Genomic DNA, 19,135 nt, shown 5'->3' with positions numbered 1-19,135 from the left:
CCGACTGGACCGACTCAACCGACCGACGGAGTGCCTACAGATGAGCGCGACAAAACGAATCACCGAATACCTAGAGATCGATCTCGAGGACCGGACGTGGACTTGCACGGAGTGTTCCGAGACCATCGCACCGGCAGAAGAGAACTACAAACGCGGGTGTCTGGTCCGCGAACGACACCCACACGAGGTGCATCGCCCGTTGATCGAGAACGAGGAGTACTCGTTCGCACCGGACCCAGACTGGGTTCGAATCGTGGAGTTCTACTGCCCCGGCTGCGGGACGATGATCGAGAACGAATATCTCCCGCCGGGCCATCCGATCACCCACGACACTGAACTGGACATCGACAAACTGATCGAGCGCCACGAGGGGTCACAATGACGACGCGGATCAACATCGACGCGGGTGGGACGTTCACTGACTGTTTCACGCTGCACGACGGCGAGGCCGTCTCGGCGAAGACGCCGACGACGGAGCACGATATGTCGGAGTGCTTCTTCCAGGGGATCCGAAAGTGCGCGGCCCAACTCGACGTCGGCCTCGAGGACCTCATCTCCGACGTGGACTCCATTCGGTACTCCACGACGACGGCGATGAACCGGCTGATCGAACGGAAGGGCCCAAAACTCGGGTTGCTCACCACCGCGGGCGTGCAGGACTACCCGCAGATCGGCCGCGGGCCGCGATGGGCGGACGGGCTCACCGATAGCGAACAACGCAACATCTCCGACGCGAAGAAGCCGGAGTACCTCGTCCCCGACGCCCGAACGAACGGGATCCGCGAACGCGTCGACAGCGAGGGGACCGTGTTGCGCCCGCTTGATGAGGACCACGCCCGCGAACAGATTCGGGACCTCGTCGACCGGGGCGCGCGGGCGATCGTGGTCAACCTGCTGTGGTCCTACGAGTACCCCGATCACGAACAGCGGATCCGCGAACTCGTCCGCGAGGAGTACCCGCCCTCGTACCTCGGAAGCATCCCCGTGTTCCTCTCTTCGGAGGTGATGCCGACCAAACAGGAGTACGAACGGACGAACACGACGCTGCTCGATGCGTACCTCTCGGAGCTGATGCAGGAGCACATCGCCGATATCAAGGAACGACTGGAGGCGTTCGGCTACGAGGGCGACGTCCAGATGTTGCACAACACCGGCGGGATGGCCGAATCCTACAAGACGACCGCCGTCGAGACGTTCAACGGCGGCCCGGTCGCGGGACTCAAAGGCGGCGAGTTCCTCTGTGACGTGCTCGATTACGAGAAGGCCGTCGTGACTGACATGGGCGGAACGAGCTTCGATATCGGCATCCTCACCGGCGGCGGGGTTCAGTCCTACGAGTTCGAGCCGATCATCGACCGGTGGCGGGTCTCGGGCACGATGATCGAGTCGAAATCGATCGGCGCGGGCGGGGGATCGATTGCGTCGGTCAACGACGAGCTCGGCGGCCGGCTCGAAGTCGGTCCCGAGAGCGCCGGCGCGGATCCCGGACCGGCCTGTTACAACCGCGGCGGAACCGAGCCGACAGTCACCGACGCCGACGTCGTGCTCGGGTTCATCGACCCCGAAAAGTTCTACGCGGGCAATCAGAGTCTCAGCGTGGACCGCGCCGAGGAGGCGATCGAGACCCACGTCGCCGATCCCGCCGGGATGTCGGTCACCGAGGCCGCACGGAACATCCGCCGGATCGCCGACGGAAACATGGGGAATACGGTCCGAAAGGAGACGATGCTCCGCGGCCACGACCCGCGGGAGTTCATTCTCTACAGCTTCGGCGGTGCGGGCCCGCTGCACGCGGCGTCGTTCTCGTCGTATCTCGATATCGACACCGTCGTCACCACGCCGTACTCGCCGGTGTTCTGTGCGATGGGCTCGGCCACGATGGACACGCTGCACATCTACGAGCAGTCCCGGTCGATGTTCCTCCGCGACTCGGGCGAAGAGCCCACGTACGACGTCGACTACGACGAATTCAACGGCGTCGTCGACGACCTGAAAGCGAAGGGACGACGCGATATCGAGAGCGAGGGGTACGATCCCGACGACATCACGTACGAGCTTGAACTCGATATGCGGTTCGGCGGACAGATCCACGTCGCCCGGGTCGGCTCGCCCCGGCTCGAAGTCCACGACGAATCCGACGTCGAGGCGATCTGTGAGCACTTCATCGAACAGTACACCGAGCGGTTCTCCTCGTACTCGGTGACGCCCGAACACGGCATCACCGTGGAGAACTTCGCGCTGAAGGCACGCGTCGACAGCCCCGACATCGACCTGCCGACCGAACCGGTCGAAGAGTCGTCGCCGGAACCGGCGCGCAACGGGGAGCGGGAGATCCTGTGGGCTGAAGCCGATCAATACCGCTCGACCGCGGTCTTTGATTACGACGACCTCCGCCCCGGAATGGCGATCGACGGTCCGGCGGTCGTCGACGCCGACTACACCACGACCGCTGTCCCCGCGGGGTGGACGTATCGCCTCGATACCTATCGCAACGGCATCCTCGAACAGACGGCCGGCACCGACGCCGGCTCGACCACCCAAGCACCCACTGGAGAGACCCAATGACTGTCAATCGCGACCAACTGATCGACTGGCTCGACCTCGAAGAGCCGTCGGCTGAGGAACTGGCCTGTATGGACGAACTCGACCACGGCGACTACGAGATCTACTCCGAGCGCCTGCGGCTGATCCTCGATGAGGGGATCGAGGTGTTCGTGCGCTCGGGCGTCTCGCAGTTCATCGCCGCCCGCGACCTCGCGGTTGCCATCTACACGCCGGACGGCGACCTCATCGACTCGGCGGCGGGAGCGTATCTCCACGTCGTCACGGGGATCCCGCCGCTGAAGTACGTCATCAACAACTTCGCCGACGACGAGACGGTCGGCGTCGAGCCGGGTGACGTCTTCTATGCGAACGACGCGCTCTACGGCGGTATCCACAACCCCGACCAGATCGCGTTTATGCCCATATTCGACGAGGGCGAGATTATGGCGTGGGTCTCGGCCGCGGTACACACGACCGAGACCGGCGCGATCGAGCCCGGTGGTATGCCGATCTCCGCTCGGACCCGACACGATGAGGGGATGAAGCTCTCGCCGATCAAGATCGGTGAGAACTACCAGCTCAAAAGCGATATGGTCGAGATGCAGAAGAACTTCATCTCGCGAGCGCCCCGGATGCACGAGATCGACCTCCGCGCTCGCCTGACGACCTGTGACCGGGTCAGACGCCGGGTGAAGGAGCTCATCATCGACAAGCGGGGGGCCGACTTCTTCAAGGGCCTCATCCGACGCAACATCAAGGAGTCCCGCGAAGGGGCGAAAAAACGGGTCGACTCTTGGAACGACGGGACCTTCCGTACGGTCCACTTCGCCGACTCCGTCGGCTACGAGGATGGGCTCTGGCGACTCAACGCCACGATGGAGAAGGAGGGCCCGGAGATATCGATCGATTACACCGGGACGTCGCCGGAAAACGACGGTTCGTTCAACTCCCAACCGGTCGCATCGATCGCGCACACGGCGAACTATCTCTTCAGCGTTCCCTTCCACGACCTCCCGAAGAGCAACGGGACCTACGACCTGATAGACTTCGAGATCCCGAAGGGTTCGATCCTCTATCCGGACGCCGAGGCGGCCACTGTTCAGGCCGTGATGGTTAACCAAGTGGTGATGGATTCGACCACGACGCTGTTCTCGCGGTCGATGTACGACGACGAGACGGAGAACGAGCACGTCACGGCTCCGATGGCCAACACCGGTGCGGGATACGCGTTCGGCGCGATCAGCCAGCACGGTGAGCCGGTCGCCGACCTGATGTCGCACGCGCTCAACACCGACGGCACCGGCGGGCAGGCCCGTCGGGACGGCGAGGACGAGGCGATCTTCCCGTGGTGCCCGTTCGGTCACGCCTCGAACATGGAGTTCGTCGAGAACGAGTACCCGTTCACCCACCAGTACTTCCGGCACGGGACCGATTCCTGTGGCCACGGTAAGCACCGCGGCGGGATCGGAATGCAACTGGCCTATATGCAGCACCACGTGCCGGCGGTGGAGTGGCTGTCGATCTGTCACAACTCGAAGCTCGTGACCGGACAGGGGCTCTTCGGCGGGTATCCACCCCGCACGATCCCGGGGATCACGATCACGGATTCGGATCTGAAAGAGCGGATGGCAAACGGGGAGTACGTCCCCGACGACCTCATCGAACTCCTACAGGAACAGCCGCTCGACGGGGACTACAACGTCACGAACCACGTCCGGGAATCGAAGCCCTACCAGAACGGGGACCTGTTCGTCGGTCACTCCGGGGGCGGGTGCGGGTACGGCGACGCCCTCGAACGCGATCCCGAGGCCGTGATGGAGGACATCGAAGCGGACCGCGTCTCGCACTGGGCGGCCGAGAACATCTACGAGATCGAATACGACGAGGAGTCGCTGACCGTCGACGAGGCGGCGACGGCCGAGCGTCGCGAACGATACCGCGAACAGCGTCTCGAAGAGGCGGTGCCGTTCGACGAGTTCCAAAAAGAGTGGTCGGACAAGCGACCGCCCGAAGAGATCCTCGATCACTACGGTAGCTGGCCCGACGCGGAGAAGGAAGGTCCCGTGCTACGGATGTAACCATCGGGGCTATCATTTATGACCGAACCATACGATCAGATCGAAACGGAGCCGTGGGACGAGGTCGTGGCGCGCCACGAGTCGCTACTGACTGAGCAGCTCGCGTACCTCGCCGAGAACTCCGAGTACTACCGAGCGAAGTTCGACGAGTGGGGAATCGACCCGACCGCGATCACCACGCTGTCGGGGTTCCGAGAGATCCCCTTTACGACGAAGGACGACGAACGGCGAAATCAGGTCGACACATCGCCTGAACAGCCTCTCGGGAGCCATCAGGCCGTGCCGACTGAGGCGCTGAGCCGAACGATCTCCTCGTCGGGGACGACCGGCAAGCCGACCTACTTCGGGTTGACCGCAGGCGACCGTGAGCACTGGAACACGGTGATACAGCGCTGTTTCCACGCCACCGGCATCCGTCCCGAGGAGACGGTGATCTTCGGCGTCGGACAGACGATGGTTCCCGGGGGGACACCGTACTTCGAGGCGATGACGCGCTTGGGGGCGAATGTCGTCCCAGCCGGTGGCGGGTCTACGGAACGACTGCTGTCCGCCCTCACCGACCTCCACGCACCGGTTCTCTTCACGACGACCTCACACCTCCGGTACCTCACCGAGCGCGCTCCCGAGATTCTCGATCGCGGTGTCGACGAGCTGCCGGCGATCAAGCTGATCGGGGGCGGTGGCCCGGGGATCGCCACCCCCGAGATCCGTGAGACGCTCTATGAGGCTTGGGACGCCACCCTCGTCCGTGAACTGATGGGCCTCGGCGACGTGATCGGGTGTATGTGGGCGGAGTGCGAGGCGGAGGACGGGATGCACTACTGCGCGCAGGGGCACGCTCACGTGGAATTACTCGATCCGGATACAGAGACCGTGCTCCCGTTCGAGCGGGGAGCCGAAGGCGAACTCGTCTACACGCCGTTGGGGCGGGAAGCGACCCCCCTGCTACGATACCGGTCGGGCGATTACGTCCGCGTGACCGGGACGACCTGTTCGTGCGGGCGGACATCGCCGCGGATGCAGTGTATCGGCCGCGTCGACGAGATGCTCATCTACAAAGGGATGAACGTGTTCCCATCAGCGATTCGAGACGTTATTTCCGGAATCGACGGTGCCCTCCCGTACGCGCGAGTGAAGATCCCTTCGGAGGGTACTGTTCACTTCGAGTCGCCGATACCCGTGACCATCGTGATGGACCCCGGATCGAACCGTGATCCGAGCGATATCGTCGATGAAGCGGTCGAAAGCGTTCGATCTCGACTCAAGGTCCGGATCGACCCGACGCCGGTGTCGAAGTCTGCGATCGAACTTTCGGAGTACAAGACGTCCCTCGTGGAGGTCGATACGGAGCGATAGGCGCTGTTTCGCTGGGTTCGATCGACGAGAGACGCTTCGGGTCCAGAACCGGCGTGGAAGCTGCGTTTGACGCTGGAGGTTTCGATCCCGATGTGAACGGCGGACCGAAGTAGCAGATCGAAGAACTATATTTCTGACTAACTGTATTTTCAAATGATGTTTTTGTCGACGAACCCCCGCTGGACAGGCGGGAACCGATGGCCGAGATATGCTCCCGTACCTCTGCTCGGCGGCTCAGAACAGCGACCGCGACGCCGACAGGATTTCCGCCGGGCCGCCGACCTCCCAAACGTCGGTGTCGACGCCGACGTCGGCCACAGCCGACTCGACGGTCTCGACGTGTTCGGCGGTCGTGTTAACGTAGACACTCGCGCCGGTATCCGTCGAGAAGTAGACGGGTATCCCCCGCTCGTCACGCAGTTTCCGGACCGCGTTGAAAACGGCGATGGTGTCCGGCTGCCAGTAGACCCAGCCGGCGGGGCCGGTCATCGTCGCCGCAGTCAGCGACAGCGAGTCGTGCTCTGCGAGCTCGAACGCCCGATCGAAGTCGTCCGCATAGAGCGCGTCCCGCATCGCGTCGATCTGGTGGTGGACGTGCGCCAACCGCGCTTGGAACATGTGGCTCTCGGCCGCTTCCCGGTGCGCCTGTTCGGTCTCTTTGTACGCGGGAACGTGCGCGGCGACGACCCGGAGTTCGTCTTCGAGGTCGGTCTCGATCCGCTCGGAGCGGCAATCGGTGTCGTTCATCCCCGAATACAGCTGGGAGAACGCGCCGGTGACTGCCCGCGCGGCAGACGACGAGCCCCGGCGGGCGATCGTCGAAACCTCCGGGCGCGTCAGCTCGAGCCCCGCGGCTTCCGCGAGCGCCATCGCGGCCGCGGCGAACCCCGACGACGAGGAGCCGAACCCGATGTTCGAGGGGAAGGAGTTCTCCGACTCGAGGCGCACCGCGTGGTCGATCCCCGCGAGTTCCCGGACGTGTTCGACGACGGCGTCGATGCGCTCTGCGCCGCGGCCCTCGATCCGCTCGTCGCCGAGTACGTAGATGTCCTCCGGCGCGTCCGGTCGGAATTCGACAGTCGTCGTCGTCCGGCTCGGGGCGGTGCAGACGCTGATGCTGTCGTGATAGGGGAGGCGGCGCGCCTCGTCTCGCATCCCGTGGTACTTGATCAGTCCCTGAATCGGGTGGGCTTTCGCGGTGGCTTTCATACCCATAGGCGAGAGCGACGCGAGGTTAAACGTCCCGGTGCCGGAGCGGCGGGCCGTTCAGATCTGAACGAAGATGTCGTCCTCGCGGACGGCGACGTCGAACGTCGCGATCCGCTGGCCGGACGCCTCGTTCTTCCCGGTCTCGAGGTCCCACTCCCAGAGGTGCCACGGGCAGGAGACGGTGCACGCCTCCGCGTTGACGCCGCCGCGCGATTCCGTCCACGTGTGGTCGGCGTTGATCTTCTTCTCGCCGGCCTTGCACATCGGGGCGTTCTGGTGCGAACAGCGGTTACTGATCGCGTAGAACTCCCCGTCGGCGTTGAATATCGCGATTTCGATCCCGTCCACGTCGACTGCGATTCCGCGTCCGGCTTCGATCTCGTCGACAGTCGCCACCTTGGTGTAATCGTCGTCGATTGGTGTCTCTTCAGGCATGGTCAGAGTCGAAGGATGTCTCGCGCGTTCTGGTGCAGGATGTTGTCCCGGAGCTCCTCGTCGTCGGTGAAGGCCCGGCTGGTGAAGAACCACGTCGGCGGATCGAGCGTCTGGTGCGGCCAGTCGGAGGAGTACATGAACGTGTCTCGGGCCATACTGGTGTCCAGCATACTCTTTGCCTCGCCCGCACGGCGCGGCAGCGCGAACGGCTGCGTACAGACGTAGATGTTGTCACGCAGGTACTCACTCGGGGGGCGATTGAGGTAGTGCTCCTCGTCCTCGAACTTCCGCGGCGTGATCTGGATGTCCTCGGGGTGCATCTCGTAGAACTCGTCCATCCGGTAGCGGGCGAACGGGAGCCACCAGTGGCCGGCCTCTTGGAACACGACGTTCAGGTCGGGGTACCGGTCGAAGACCCCGCGCATAATCATGTTGACCGTGTTCACCATCCCGTGCATCGGCCAGTCGAAGCCGAGCACCTCCGTCCAGGTCAGCATCTCGTCGCCGACGTAGGAGTGCTGCGGCCAGAACGCGAGCGACCCGTGGAGCAGCAGCGGGAGGCCGAGCGATTCCAGTTTCTCGAACACCGGATCGAACTCCTCGATGCCCCACGGGCGTCGCGGATCGAACCAGCTGTAGGCCGCGACGACGTTGTCTTCGTCGCCCCACCGGTCGAGTTCCTTGAGCGCGTGATCGATGTCCCACTTCGCGATCGACAGCGCCGTGGGCATTCCCTCGTCGACGAAGTGATCGAGCATGTACGAGTTCCCGGCCTCCAGCACGGCGTTCTTCAGCACCGGGTGGTGCTGCTGGGGCAGCATATTGAGGCCGGCGTTGACGATCGGCATGTCGATGGAGAACTTCTCGCAGGCCTCCCGGACGTCCTCCGCGTACTCGGCTCGACCCTGCGTGAACAGTCCCTCCGTACCCTCCGAGATCGCGTACGCCGCATCCCACTTGTCGGGCATCGGCCACATCCCGAACTCCGTCGAGAGGCGATCGAGCGCGCGATCGTCTTCGACGTAGGGGCGGAGCTCTTCCTCTAAGGGGTTCACGTGGAAGTCCAAGTCGATTACTTCCACGTCGGCGGCCTCCTCGGGCACTTCTAGGTTGGAGTCCAATCTCCGTATCGAGGATTCCATATTCGGAATGTGGATGTTATACATTATATATTCTTTGGTATCGGAGTCCGCATTCAGTCTGTCATAGGTCCGTTTCGGTAATTGGTCCGTCGCGATAGACCGTTTCCCGCGTCCCGCCGGACGTGAGTTCTTCCACGCGAATACCGAACCATTTCGGTATAGGGGAAATTAATGTTCGTATACGCGAAACCGCCTCATTTCGGCAATCGCTCATTCGACGCGGTCAACCGGCAATCAGTGACTCATTTGCGTGTGAGTGCATACCAAACAGCGCGGTTCATCGCATCGAATCACGAACCTCGGACTTCGTATATATCGAAATTAGACGCGTCTCCCCGTCCTCATCTAACATCCGTACTCCTGTTATGAAAACGTCTCGGTCGACACGCGACGGTGTCTGTTCGGCCTACTCGTACGTCAGTTTGAGTTCGATTTCGTTGGACGCCGTCGTGACCCACTCGATCAACTTCCGGCGCCGCGCCTCGTTACGGACCTTCGCGACGGGCTCGGCGATCGCGACCGCGCCGTAGACCCGACCGTTGGCCGTGATCGGCGCGGCGACGGCGGAAACGCCCTCCGCCGTCTCGTGCTCGTTGATCGCGTACCCCTGCTCGCGGATCGTTTCGAGTTCGTCGGTGAGCTCCGCCATCGTCGTGATCGACTCGTGCGTGCGCTCGGGGAGCCCGTACCGATCGACGACGTTCTCGACGTGCTCTGCGGGCGAGAACGCCAGCATCGCTTTGCCCGAGGCCATACAGTGCATGTACTCGTGCTTTCCGAGCCGCTCGTGAGTTTCGATGGACTGATCGCCCATCTCCCTGTCGAGATAGACCACTTTCCCGGCCTCTTCGACCATCAACCAGACCGCGGCTCCGCTCTCCTCGGCGGTCTTCTTCAGCGCCGACCGCGCCTTCTCGTACACGGGAAACCGATCCCGCGCCGACACGCCGAGGTCGAAAAATCGAAGCGTCAGTCGGTACTTTCCGTCGTCGTTCGCCAGGTACCCCTGATACGTGAGCGTTTCGAGATAATCGTACAGCGTGCTGTCGGAGACGTCGAACTCCTCGGAGAGTTCGGTGAAGGTCGCAGAGCCCATTCGCTGGACCGCCTCCACGATGGCGAAGGCCCGAACCGCGGATTTGATGGTTCGGTTGGGGGGCTGGGGCTGCTCCATAGCCGCGTATTCCCACGAGACGATATATAACGTTTGTGTCGCTCGTCCGGTGAATGTCCACTGAGTCATTTCCCATATATCGAAGTAGACGTTCCCTTTCGCTTACAGATCGAGAAACTCGGGGGTCGATATGAAAACTGCTCATAGCCCACGACGATCTTGATGGAAATGTAAAAATGTATAGTATATGGTAGAAATAAAAAATAGAAAATATATAGGTGGCCTTGTTTAGAGGCTCAAAATCGGTTTATTTTCGGATATCTGAATTTAATTATCGATATTCTATACTATCTAATAAATTCACTAATTGTGTTCGATAGCTTATACTCCGAGGCCGACTGCGTACGGCCACGCCGTTCCCGAGAGCGCGAGAAAGACGAGCGCCCCGCCGAGGAGCGCGACGTTCTTCAGGAAGTTCGTCATCTCCGCTTGCTGTTGGTCCTCGGGCACGGCCCAGAAGTCGTGCATCGCCGGGGTCGAAACCACGAGGAACAGCGCGACTGCTCCGGCGGCGAGCGCCGGGAACGCGCCGAGCGCGATACCGAGGCCACCGAACAGGAGCATCCCCCCGGAGAACACGACCGAAAAGCGGGCCGCGGGAACGCCCTTCGCTTCCGCGTACCCGGCCATTCCCTCGGCGTTCATAAAGTGGTTCAGCCCCATGAACGCCAAGACGGCCCCGAAGAGGACTCGTCCCGCGAGGAACGCGATTCCGGTCGATCCCGCTTCGATCTGCAGCACCGTCATTGAGATATCTGATATCATCTCGTTAGTTGGTTTCGAGACGAACTAATATATCGTTTTCCCGACATCGACGTCACCGGGTGACAGCGACGTTACCGACCGTCGCCACCGCGTCGATCGGCCCGTCGGCGGAGCGTCGTACTGACTGCCGAGGGGGTATTCACGCTCACGGACCGGTGACTGGTGGTTGCTGGAGCCGACGCCGGGAACCCGATTACTGTTTGTAGAAATTTACAACACCTTATATGGGTCCCGACCGATCATCGACGTATCGACCGTCGATCGACCCGCTGTCCGCGCGCTCCATCGGCCGTTTGCCGCGGACTCGATCGACGGCAGGAACCGGTCCCCACCCATGAAACGCACGGTATTCGTCGTCCTGATCGTTGCATCGCTTCTCGTGTCGGCGGTCCCCGTCGTCGGACTCACGTCCAACCCCGACCTCCGAACCGTCACGCCGAACCCCACGCTCCAACCCGGCGGCGTCAACGAAGTCTCGTTCCAGTTGATCAACGACCCGGACGGCCCCGACGACGACGTCCGCACGGCGACGAGCGTCCGTATCCGCCCCCGTGATACGGGCCCGATCGACGTCGAGACCAACGAGCTGTTCGTGTCCGAACTGCCGGACGGCGTTCCGGCGGACCTGACGCTGCAGGTGGACGTCCCGGCCGGTGTCTCGAGCGGAGCCTACCGGATCCCGCTTTCGCTCACCTACGAGTACGAGAACGGTGCCGGATCGGCGGTCGAACGCCGAACGACGGAGTACGTCACCGTGCGGGTCAAACCGGGACCGCAGTTCTCCGTGGTCGACACCGACTCGACCGCGACCGTGAACGGGCAGGGAACGCTCGAGGTCACGATGCGGAACGTCGGCAGCACCGCCGCGCGCGATTCGACGGTCGCGCTCTCGTCGTCGAGTCCGGGCGTCTCGCTCGGCGCCGAGCAGTCGACGGCGCGGTTCGTCGACTCGTGGGCGACGGGCGAGAACCGGACGTTCGAGTTCGACACGACGCTCACGGAGACGTCGCGAGTCGGCAACTACTCGCTCGACGCGCAGGTCGACTTCGAGCGGCCGGACGGGACCGCCGGTTCGAGCCCCTCGATCACCGTCCCGATGCGGGCGCTCCCGGAGATGACGTTTTCCGTCTCCGAGGTGGAGAGCTCACTCAGAGTCGGCGAGACGAACACGCTCTCGGGGACGGTCACGAACACCGGCCCGCAGCCGGCCGAGAACGCCGTCGTCGTCTTCGAGGACCCCGGACCGACCGTCACGCCCGTCGAGACGTCCGTCGCCGTGGGATCGCTCGACCCGGGTGAGTCCGCGGGATTCGCCTTCGATGTCGAGGTCACGAGCAGCGCACAGGCGGGTCCCCGCCAGTTCGACCTCGGCGTCAACTACTGGGACCAGGACGACACGGCCCGATCGTCGAACGCGCTGCCCACGCGCGTCGACGTGGGCCCGAAGTCCGACGAGTTCGACGTCCAGCCCGTCAACGGAACGTTCACCGCCGGGTCGGGCGGCGAGTTCAGACTCACCGTGACGAACACGCGCGAGTACCCCGTCTCGGACATCTCCGCGAAGATCTACACCGACGCGCCGCTTTCGACCTCCGACGACGAGGCGTTCGTCGACCGCCTCGATCCCGGGGAGTCCAGAGAGATCGTCTTCCAGTTGAGCGCGGGGAGCGACGCGGCGGCCAAGACGTACCCGGTGAAGATGGACTTCCAGTACGACGACGACGACGGCGACACGGTCATCTCCGACACCTACCAGATCCCTGTCGACGTCACGGTCGACGCCAACGGCGGCCTCCCGATCGTTCCGATCGTCGTCGTCGCCGCCGTGGCGCTTCTCGGCGGCGGGTACCTGTACTACCGCCGACAGGGCTGACAGATGCGGCTCGACTATCAGCGCTTCGTCGACTGGGCGGACGACAACATCGTCAACCGCCCGAAGAAGGTGATGCTGGCGTTCCTGCTCGTGACGGTGGTGTTCACCGCCGGCCTCGGCAACGTCTCCACGGAGGCGGGGACCCAGCAGTTCGCCGAGGACATCCCGGCGTCGAACGCGCTCGAACGGATCGAAAACGAGTTCCTCCCGGTGTTTGGCGACGACGCGGGCAGCACGCAGCTGGTCCAACGCGACCGCAACGTCCTCTCGAAGCAGTCGATGCTCGCGATGCTCAGAGCCCAGCGGGCGCTCGAAGAGCGAGACGATATGTACGTCTCCAGCACGTCCTCGGCGGCGGCGTTCGTCGCGCAGACGATCGATCCGGAGGCGACGACGCTCGAACGGCAGATCACGACGCTCGAGCGCGCGACCGAAGGCGACGTCCGCCGCGCAGTCCGTCAGAACGCGGACAACCCCGCGCTCACCGGCACCGTGAGTAACGATTTCAACGCCAAGTCCGCGTCGGCGTCGGCGACGATCGGCGTCGTTCAGCACGATCTACCCGGCGGGGCCGGCGGCGGAACCGCGGGACAGTCCGGCGACAGTCCCCTGACGCCGATTCAGAACGACGCCCAGCGGATCATCGACGCCGAACTCGACACCGACATCACCGTCTTCGGCAGCGGTATCATCGCCGACGAGTTCGGGACCGTCATCACCGACTCGCTGCTCATCGTCACGCCCGCCGCGGTCCTCCTCATCGTGGGCTTTCTCGTGGTCGCCTACCGCGACCTCCTCGATCTCCTCCTCGGCGTCGTCTCGCTCGGGATGGCCGTGATCTGGACGTTCGGATTCCTCGGCCTCGCGGGCCTTCCGTTCAACCAGATCATGATCTCGGTCCCGCCGCTGCTGCTCGCGGTCGGGATCGACTTCGGGATCCACGCGATCAACCGCTACCGGGAGGACCGCGCGACCGGCCTCGACATCGAGTCGGCGATGCAGAAGGCGACGGACCAGCTGTTAGTCGCCTTTTTCATCGTCACCGGCACGACCGTCATCGGCTTCTTCTCGAATCTCGCCTCGGACCTCCCGCCGATCCGGGATTTCGGCGTCGTCGCCGGCGTCGGGATCATCTTCACGTTCCTCATCTTCGGCATCTTCCTGCCCGCCGCGAAGGTGTGGCTCGACCGTCGCCGCGACGACTGGCCGATCCCGACGTTCAGCCAGCGACCGCTCGGCGAGGAGGGCTCGAAGCTCGGAGAAGTCCTCGCCGTCGGCGTGCTGATCGCCCGGAAGGCGCCGGCGCTGATGCTCGTCCTCGCGCTGCTTTTCAGCGCTGGAGCGGCGGGCTATGCGACCGGCGTCGACACCTCGTTCACCCAGGAGGACTTCCTCCCGCCCGAGGAGGTGTCGCCGCTTTTGAAGTCGCTGCCGGAGCCGTTCGCGCCGAGCGACTACGGCGTCGTCGGGACGCTGAACTTCCTCGAGGACAAGTTCACCACCACGCAGGGGGGATCTGTCACCATATACGTCGAGGGGCGAATGGAGAACGACGCCGCGCTCGAACAGATCCACCGCGCGGGCGAGAACCCGCCCTCGGCGTTCGTCGACGACGGTGACCGCCGGGCCGAGTCGACGAGCATCGTGACGATCATTCAGGATCAGGCCGACCAAGACCCCGAGTTCGCCGCGCTCGTCGAGCGCAACGACCGGAACGACAACGGGGTTCCGGACGACAATCTGGACACGATCTACCGCGAGTTGGCGGCCTCGACCGCGGGCGACCGCGCCTCGCAGTACCTCGCCGACGATCACCGGAGCGCCCGGGTCGTGTACTCCGTCTCCGCCGACGCCTCAGACAGCGAGGCGACCGCGGCCGGGCAGGAGGTCGCAGACCGGTTCAGGTACGATGCGACCCCGACGGGCGATATCGTCGTCTTCCAAGAGGTCTCCGATCTCATCTTCGAGTCCGCGATCACGAGTCTCGCGCTCGCGCTCGGGCTGACCGTGGTGTTCTTGGTGTTCATCTACTGGCTGCTGGAAGGGCTTCCCTCTCTGGGCATCGCGAACCTGATGCCGATCGTCGTCGCCGTGGCGTCGGTCGCGGGCACGATGCGCCTGCTCGGGATCTCCTTCAACGCGTTCACGGCGACGATCCTCTCGCTCACGATCGGGCTGGGGATCGACTACTCGGTCCACGTGGTCCACCGCTTCGTCGACGAGCGCCGCGAACGCGCGCTGGTGCCCGCGCTGAGGCGGACCGTCATCGGCACCGGCGGGGCTCTCCTCGGTAGCATGGCGACGACCGCGTTCGGCATCGGCGTCCTCGTGCTCGCCGTCCTCTCGGTGCTCGGGCAGTTCGGCGTGCTTACCGCCATCTCGATCGTCTACTCCTTCCTCGCGTCGCTCTTGGTCCTCCCGTCGGCGCTCGTCGTCTGGGATCGGATCGTCAACGACGACCCGGGCGTCCCGATGGGGCCGAATCCCGGCGCGGACACCGGTCCGGGCTCCGGTTCGGGCCACGCAGCGGACGGCGGTCGTCCGTTCGCGGCGGCGACGGACACGGCCGACGAGGGGGGACGCCCATGACTCCCGCGGACGACGGCGACCTGTCCGAGCACGACGCCGTCGAGTCGCTCGAACGTCTCGGGCTGTCGAACTACGCCGCCAAGGTGTTCGTCGCGCTCCAGCGGCTCGGCGTCGGTACGGCCAAGCAGATCCACGAGGAGACCGACGTGCCCCGTTCGCAGGTGTACGGGGCGGCAGACGAACTCGCAGACATCGGACTCGTCGAGCTCCAACAGTCGACGCCGAAGCGATACCGGCCGGTGGGACTCGATACGGCCCGCCGACAGCTCGCGGAGCGACTGACCGCCGAGGCCGATCGGGCGTTCTCGTTCCTCGAGGCGCAGCGGCACGCTCAGGTTGAGCGGGAGACGCGAGATGACGTCTGGACCGTCCGGGGACGCGAACCAGTGAACAGCCGGGTGGTCGAACTCCTGCGACAGGCGACCGACACCGTGCTCCTCGGCGTGCCCGCACCCGAGTACGTTCCCGACGACCTCCTCTCGACGCTGGCGGACCGACGCGACGTCGGTGTCGCGATACGCGTCATCAGCGAGGACCCGACGGTCAGAGAGACGTTCGACACCGTCGACGGCGTCGACGTCGCCGCACCGCTGGAGTCGCAGATGATGGATTACACCGGCCGGGTGCTACTCGTCGACGACCGGGCTGTCCTGCTGTCCGCCGTCTCGCCGTCGGACCCCGCCGAGGAGACGGCAATCTGGTCTGCGGACACCGCGATGGCCGAGATCCTCGTGCGGGCGATCCGCGGGAGCATCGACTCGCTCGTCCGCGAGGACGACTCATAATGATTGTTCTCACTTGTTACCGGTGAGCGTCCACCCCGTTGGCGGCGCGCACCGGTACGAGACGAGAACAATCATTATCGGCGGCGTGACCGGCGCACCCGATCCGTCGCGGAGCGCCTCGTCGCGTCGTCTCTTACGCTCCGGCTCAGTACCGAATACGGAAACCCGACTCGCCGGTCGGCTCCCCGTACTCCGCCTCGACGCTCTCGACGGAGGCTGCCGGACTGCCGGTGTGACACCACTCGATCATCTCCTCGACGGCCGACTCGGGGCCCTCGAAGACGGCCTCGACGCGCCCGTCGTCTAGGTTTCGGACCCACCCGTCGACGTCGCGCTCTTCGGCCGCATCGCGCGTCGACGCGCGGTAGTAGACGCCTTGGACGGTTCCGCTGACGAAGACGTGTGCGTTGATTCGGTCCTCACTCATTGATCGGAGGTACGTGTGGGAACCGGAAAGAAGCTGTCGTCAGAACAGTTTCCCGACCGTGACCTCCCACACGGGGGCAATAACGAATAGTACGGAGAGAAGCCCGAGCAGCAGTCCGTACCCCGGTAGGACGTCGATCAGCGCACCGACCGCACAGAGGGCTCCGACACCGATCATCACGAGGCGGTGCTGGTGGGCGCGCCACCCGGAGGCGTCCGTTGCACGTGCGGTTAGATCCGGGTACACGAACTGAAAGACAGTGATAAAGAGGATGAGCCCGATGACGGCGACCCCGCCGGCCGACGTCGGGTACCGCATCCCGGAAGCGCGATTGAAAAACGCGATAACGGGAGCGAGGACGATGAACCAACTCCACCCCACGAGGAGGGCGACCGGGAGGACACGGCCCTCCGAAAGCGGCGGCTGCGGGTCGGTCTGTCGCGTCCGGTGGACGGCCCACACGAGCAACAGCAGCGACAGCGGCCAGACGATACCGTAGAGGGTGAGCACCGCGTTGCGAACGCCGAAGAAATACTCGAATCTGACCGTCTGGAGGTACACCATCGCGGGGATCATCGCCGCCGCGAACGGGAGTAGCGCGCCGATCGGTCGCGTTACGGGCTCTACGCTTTCCTCGATGGTGGGCGGCGAATCGGCGTATGCGGCGTTCCACGCCCGCAGATACGACGGGACGCGGCGGATGGTCCGCACCCAGAACCACAGGGCGAACGTCGCAGACGCGAACAGAACGAGGAGCATTCCGAGTGTCGACCACGCGAACAGCGAGTCTCTCGTGATGTTGTACAGCGCCAGCCGTGCGAACAGGAGTCCCTCGCTGCTCACGACGCTGAGCAGAATAACCGCCGTGCTGAGGCCGATGAGGGCGACCAAGACCACCGGGAGCCCCTTCTTCGACCGCACGGTGTTGACGACCAGATCGAAGGTGCTCCCCTCGACGTCCGCGTGTTCGTGGTGCGGCAGGCGCTCGGTAAGCGTGCGATCGGACCGGAAGTCGACGGCGCCGATAAACACCCAAGACACCGCGAGTACCTCCGGCATCGGATAGAGCATATCGCCCGTCAGGACGCCGATCGCGAGGAACGGCAGTGGCATCGCGAGGAACACGCCCGCAGTGACGACCTGTCTGAGTCGCGTCCGAAAGGCGTCGGCTCCGGCCGTCCACTCGCGCTCGGTCGGATCCGCGACGTCGAGTCGCTCGTAGGCCACCTCGGAGACGGCCGCGAGATCGACCCCGCCCCCGTACGCGATGGCCGCCACGTAGAGGACCCCGATCGCGAGCGCGATCACCGCCACGGCCAAGAGCGTGAGCGTCAACTGCGTCGGATCCACGGCTCCGCCGACGAAGCCTTCCATAACCTTCGCGCTGACGACGACGAACACCGCCGCGAGCAGCCGGTACTCGACTCGCTCAGTCACCGTATCGATCTCGTCGGGAAACACCTCCGGGAGGAACTCGAACACCGTGTAGCCGAAGAACAGCATCCCCGCGAGCATGGCGACCAGCCCGCCGAGGTCCGACTCTGCCACGAGGACCACGGCGTCCGTCAGGTAGTCTGACGACAGCGTCGTCAGGAGTATCTCGCTCGCTCCCAACCCCCCGAGCGTGAACCGGGACGGCACCGCCGAGAGACGATCTATAACACCCATACACGCGATGTAAGTAGGACGATATTAAATCCCCTCCCGCTTCTATGGGCCACGTGACGACACTCGCGAGGGGACCACTGGACCGGCCCGTATACTTAATAGAAAATTATTAATTACCGCTCCCCGGATGCTCCGGTTTTATGACTGTCGATATACAAAGTAATCGGAATGAATAGGCCCGTCAGCCGCCCCGAGCTCGCCACGCTGTCGGCGCTCGGCATCACGGTCCTCTACGCGATCACGAGCGGGGGCTGGATCGCGTTCTCGGATCGCCTCTTGGCGATCCTCGTGGCTGACAGGGAGCTGTACACCCAACTGCAGACCGGTAAGGGGTGGGTGTTCGTCGCCGTGTCGTCCACGCTGATATACGGGCTCGTTTCCCGCCGGGAAGAAGAGCTCGCCGCGCGGAACTCACAGCTTGAGCGGACGCTTCAACAGACGGCGGTCCTGCACCGGATCCTCCGCCACAACCTCCGAAACTCCTGCAACGTCGTGAAGGGATACATCGGACTTCTCGGAGCGGACGCGGACCCGTCCGAAGCCGAGGCGATCTCGGTCATCGAGCGCAACGTCGAGGATCTGATCCGCCTGAGCGAGAAGTCCCACCACCTGCGTGAGATCGTCCTCGAGCGGTCAGACTCGGTCCACCCCGTGAATTTGAACGCACTTCTCGACGAGCAGATCGCGGCGATCGAGGCGGAGCACCCCGACGTGGTCGTTCACAAGGAGATGACGGAACCGCGGTTCGTCCGCGCGCACAGTCGGCTCGGCGTTGGGATCTTCGAGCTGTTCGAGAACGCCACCGTTCACAACGACGCCGAGACGCCGACGATATGGATCTCGATCCGGTCGGAGGTCGACGACACGATCGACCTGGACATCGCGGACAACGGCTCCGGCATCCCCGAGATCGAGCGGGAGGTCATCGAGCAGGGCGAGGAGAAACCGCTGTTTCACTCCCAGGGGATCGGGCTGTGGGTCGCGCGGGCGGCGATCGTCGAGTCGGGCGGCGAGATCCGCATCGTCGACAACGACCCGGAGGGGTCGGTCGCGCGTATCACGCTTCCGAAGGCGTCGTCGCCGGAGTGAG

General features: G+C 64.1%; 15 protein-coding genes. 8 read left to right on the top strand and 7 right to left on the bottom strand.

What is annotated here, in order from left to right:
- The first annotated feature begins 40 nt into the window (after window positions 1–40).
- The 4 genes from ACT3HL_RS10265 to ACT3HL_RS10250 are packed head-to-tail and all read left to right on the top strand — an operon-like array spanning window position 41 to window position 5,978.
- Window positions 41–382: an acetone carboxylase subunit gamma gene (locus ACT3HL_RS10265; protein ID WP_445086734.1), complete on the top strand. Its 342-nt coding sequence runs from the start codon at window positions 41–43 to the stop codon at window positions 380–382.
- The gene (locus ACT3HL_RS10260; protein ID WP_445086733.1) at window positions 379–2,565 is read left to right on the top strand and encodes a hydantoinase/oxoprolinase family protein; all 2,187 of its coding nucleotides are present in this window, start codon (window positions 379–381) and stop codon (window positions 2,563–2,565) included. Before ACT3HL_RS10265 ends, ACT3HL_RS10260 begins: the two co-directional genes overlap by 4 nt.
- Window positions 2,562–4,622 carry a hydantoinase B/oxoprolinase family protein gene (locus tag ACT3HL_RS10255; protein ID WP_445086732.1) on the top strand — a complete coding sequence of 687 codons (2,061 nt, stop codon included), beginning with the start codon at window positions 2,562–2,564 and terminating at the stop codon, window positions 4,620–4,622. Before ACT3HL_RS10260 ends, ACT3HL_RS10255 begins: the two co-directional genes overlap by 4 nt.
- Before the next feature lie 18 nt (window positions 4,623–4,640).
- Window positions 4,641–5,978: a phenylacetate--CoA ligase family protein gene (locus ACT3HL_RS10250; protein ID WP_445086731.1), complete on the top strand. Its 1,338-nt coding sequence runs from the start codon at window positions 4,641–4,643 to the stop codon at window positions 5,976–5,978.
- A 234-nt stretch (window positions 5,979–6,212) separates the two neighbouring features.
- Here ACT3HL_RS10250 and mvaD read toward each other — a convergent pair whose 3' ends face one another.
- From mvaD to ACT3HL_RS10225, 5 genes are all read right to left on the bottom strand, one after another.
- Complete coding sequence (gene mvaD, locus ACT3HL_RS10245) at window positions 6,213–7,187, bottom strand: phosphomevalonate decarboxylase MvaD (RefSeq protein WP_445086730.1); 975 nt, start codon at window positions 7,185–7,187, stop codon at window positions 6,213–6,215.
- 57 nt (window positions 7,188–7,244) lie between these two features.
- On the bottom strand, window positions 7,245–7,622 hold the full coding sequence (locus ACT3HL_RS10240; protein ID WP_445086729.1) for a Rieske 2Fe-2S domain-containing protein: 378 nt from the start codon (window positions 7,620–7,622) through the stop codon (window positions 7,245–7,247).
- A 2-nt stretch (window positions 7,623–7,624) separates the two neighbouring features.
- On the bottom strand, window positions 7,625–8,764 hold the full coding sequence (locus ACT3HL_RS10235; RefSeq protein ID WP_445086728.1) for an amidohydrolase family protein: 1,140 nt from the start codon (window positions 8,762–8,764) through the stop codon (window positions 7,625–7,627).
- Window positions 8,765–9,170: 406 nt separating this feature from the next.
- Window positions 9,171–9,938: an IclR family transcriptional regulator domain-containing protein gene (locus ACT3HL_RS10230; RefSeq protein WP_445086727.1), complete on the bottom strand. Its 768-nt coding sequence runs from the start codon at window positions 9,936–9,938 to the stop codon at window positions 9,171–9,173.
- 321 nt (window positions 9,939–10,259) lie between these two features.
- A complete protein-coding gene (locus ACT3HL_RS10225; RefSeq protein ID WP_445086775.1) occupies window positions 10,260–10,685 on the bottom strand; it encodes a DoxX family membrane protein in 426 nt (141 codons plus the stop codon).
- A gap of 352 nt (window positions 10,686–11,037) precedes the next feature.
- On the opposite strand from ACT3HL_RS10225, the gene ACT3HL_RS10220 reads away from it, so the two are divergent.
- The 3 genes from ACT3HL_RS10220 to ACT3HL_RS10210 are packed head-to-tail and all read left to right on the top strand — an operon-like array spanning window position 11,038 to window position 15,950.
- Window positions 11,038–12,576, top strand: a complete 1,539-nt coding sequence (locus tag ACT3HL_RS10220) for a COG1361 S-layer family protein (RefSeq protein WP_445086726.1) — start codon at window positions 11,038–11,040, stop codon at window positions 12,574–12,576.
- A 3-nt stretch (window positions 12,577–12,579) separates the two neighbouring features.
- Window positions 12,580–15,165, top strand: coding sequence for an MMPL family transporter (locus ACT3HL_RS10215; RefSeq protein WP_445086725.1), 2,586 nt, complete (start codon window positions 12,580–12,582; stop codon window positions 15,163–15,165).
- Entirely contained in the window at window positions 15,162–15,950 is a 789-nt protein-coding gene (locus tag ACT3HL_RS10210; RefSeq protein WP_445086724.1) for a helix-turn-helix domain-containing protein, read from the top strand. Before ACT3HL_RS10215 ends, ACT3HL_RS10210 begins: the two co-directional genes overlap by 4 nt.
- A gap of 145 nt (window positions 15,951–16,095) precedes the next feature.
- On the opposite strand, the gene ACT3HL_RS10205 is transcribed toward ACT3HL_RS10210, so the two are convergent.
- Both ACT3HL_RS10205 and ACT3HL_RS10200 read right to left on the bottom strand, forming a co-directional pair.
- Entirely contained in the window at window positions 16,096–16,377 is a 282-nt protein-coding gene (locus ACT3HL_RS10205; RefSeq protein ID WP_445086723.1) for an acylphosphatase, read from the bottom strand.
- Between the two features lie 39 nt (window positions 16,378–16,416).
- Window positions 16,417–18,045 carry a hypothetical protein gene (locus ACT3HL_RS10200; RefSeq protein ID WP_445086722.1) on the bottom strand — a complete coding sequence of 543 codons (1,629 nt, stop codon included), beginning with the start codon at window positions 18,043–18,045 and terminating at the stop codon, window positions 16,417–16,419.
- Window positions 18,046–18,213: 168 nt separating this feature from the next.
- Between ACT3HL_RS10200 and ACT3HL_RS10195 the strand changes: the two genes are divergently transcribed.
- Window positions 18,214–19,134 (top strand): ATP-binding protein, encoded by a 921-nt coding sequence (locus ACT3HL_RS10195; RefSeq protein WP_445086721.1) that lies wholly within the window; start codon window positions 18,214–18,216, stop codon window positions 19,132–19,134.
- The last annotated feature ends 1 nt before the right edge of the window (window position 19,135 follow it).

The organism is Halobellus sp. GM3, assembly GCF_052545375.1.
The sequence above is the reverse complement of the archived record's forward strand: the minus strand, read 5'-3'. Positions and strand labels throughout refer to the sequence as shown.

What these genes read in the sequence shown, in the direction of transcription:
- ACT3HL_RS10215 (WP_445086725.1), top strand. Translation starts at nt 12,580, where the DNA reads ATGCGGCTCGACTATCAGCGCTTCGTCGACTGGGCGGACGACAACATC.
- ACT3HL_RS10260 (WP_445086733.1), top strand. Translation starts at nt 379, where the DNA reads ATGACGACGCGGATCAACATCGACGCGGGTGGGACGTTCACTGACTGT.
- ACT3HL_RS10235 (WP_445086728.1), bottom strand. Translation starts at nt 8,764, where the DNA reads ATGGAATCCTCGATACGGAGATTGGACTCCAACCTAGAAGTGCCCGAG.
- ACT3HL_RS10200 (WP_445086722.1), bottom strand. Translation starts at nt 18,045, where the DNA reads ATGGGTGTTATAGATCGTCTCTCGGCGGTGCCGTCCCGGTTCACGCTC.
- ACT3HL_RS10195 (WP_445086721.1), top strand. Translation starts at nt 18,214, where the DNA reads ATGAATAGGCCCGTCAGCCGCCCCGAGCTCGCCACGCTGTCGGCGCTC.
- ACT3HL_RS10240 (WP_445086729.1), bottom strand. Translation starts at nt 7,622, where the DNA reads ATGCCTGAAGAGACACCAATCGACGACGATTACACCAAGGTGGCGACT.
- ACT3HL_RS10250 (WP_445086731.1), top strand. Translation starts at nt 4,641, where the DNA reads ATGACCGAACCATACGATCAGATCGAAACGGAGCCGTGGGACGAGGTC.
- ACT3HL_RS10230 (WP_445086727.1), bottom strand. Translation starts at nt 9,938, where the DNA reads ATGGAGCAGCCCCAGCCCCCCAACCGAACCATCAAATCCGCGGTTCGG.
- ACT3HL_RS10255 (WP_445086732.1), top strand. Translation starts at nt 2,562, where the DNA reads ATGACTGTCAATCGCGACCAACTGATCGACTGGCTCGACCTCGAAGAG.
- ACT3HL_RS10210 (WP_445086724.1), top strand. Translation starts at nt 15,162, where the DNA reads ATGACTCCCGCGGACGACGGCGACCTGTCCGAGCACGACGCCGTCGAG.
- ACT3HL_RS10205 (WP_445086723.1), bottom strand. Translation starts at nt 16,377, where the DNA reads ATGAGTGAGGACCGAATCAACGCACACGTCTTCGTCAGCGGAACCGTC.
- ACT3HL_RS10265 (WP_445086734.1), top strand. Translation starts at nt 41, where the DNA reads ATGAGCGCGACAAAACGAATCACCGAATACCTAGAGATCGATCTCGAG.
- ACT3HL_RS10225 (WP_445086775.1), bottom strand. Translation starts at nt 10,685, where the DNA reads ATGACGGTGCTGCAGATCGAAGCGGGATCGACCGGAATCGCGTTCCTC.
- mvaD (WP_445086730.1), bottom strand. Translation starts at nt 7,187, where the DNA reads ATGAAAGCCACCGCGAAAGCCCACCCGATTCAGGGACTGATCAAGTAC.
- ACT3HL_RS10220 (WP_445086726.1), top strand. Translation starts at nt 11,038, where the DNA reads ATGAAACGCACGGTATTCGTCGTCCTGATCGTTGCATCGCTTCTCGTG.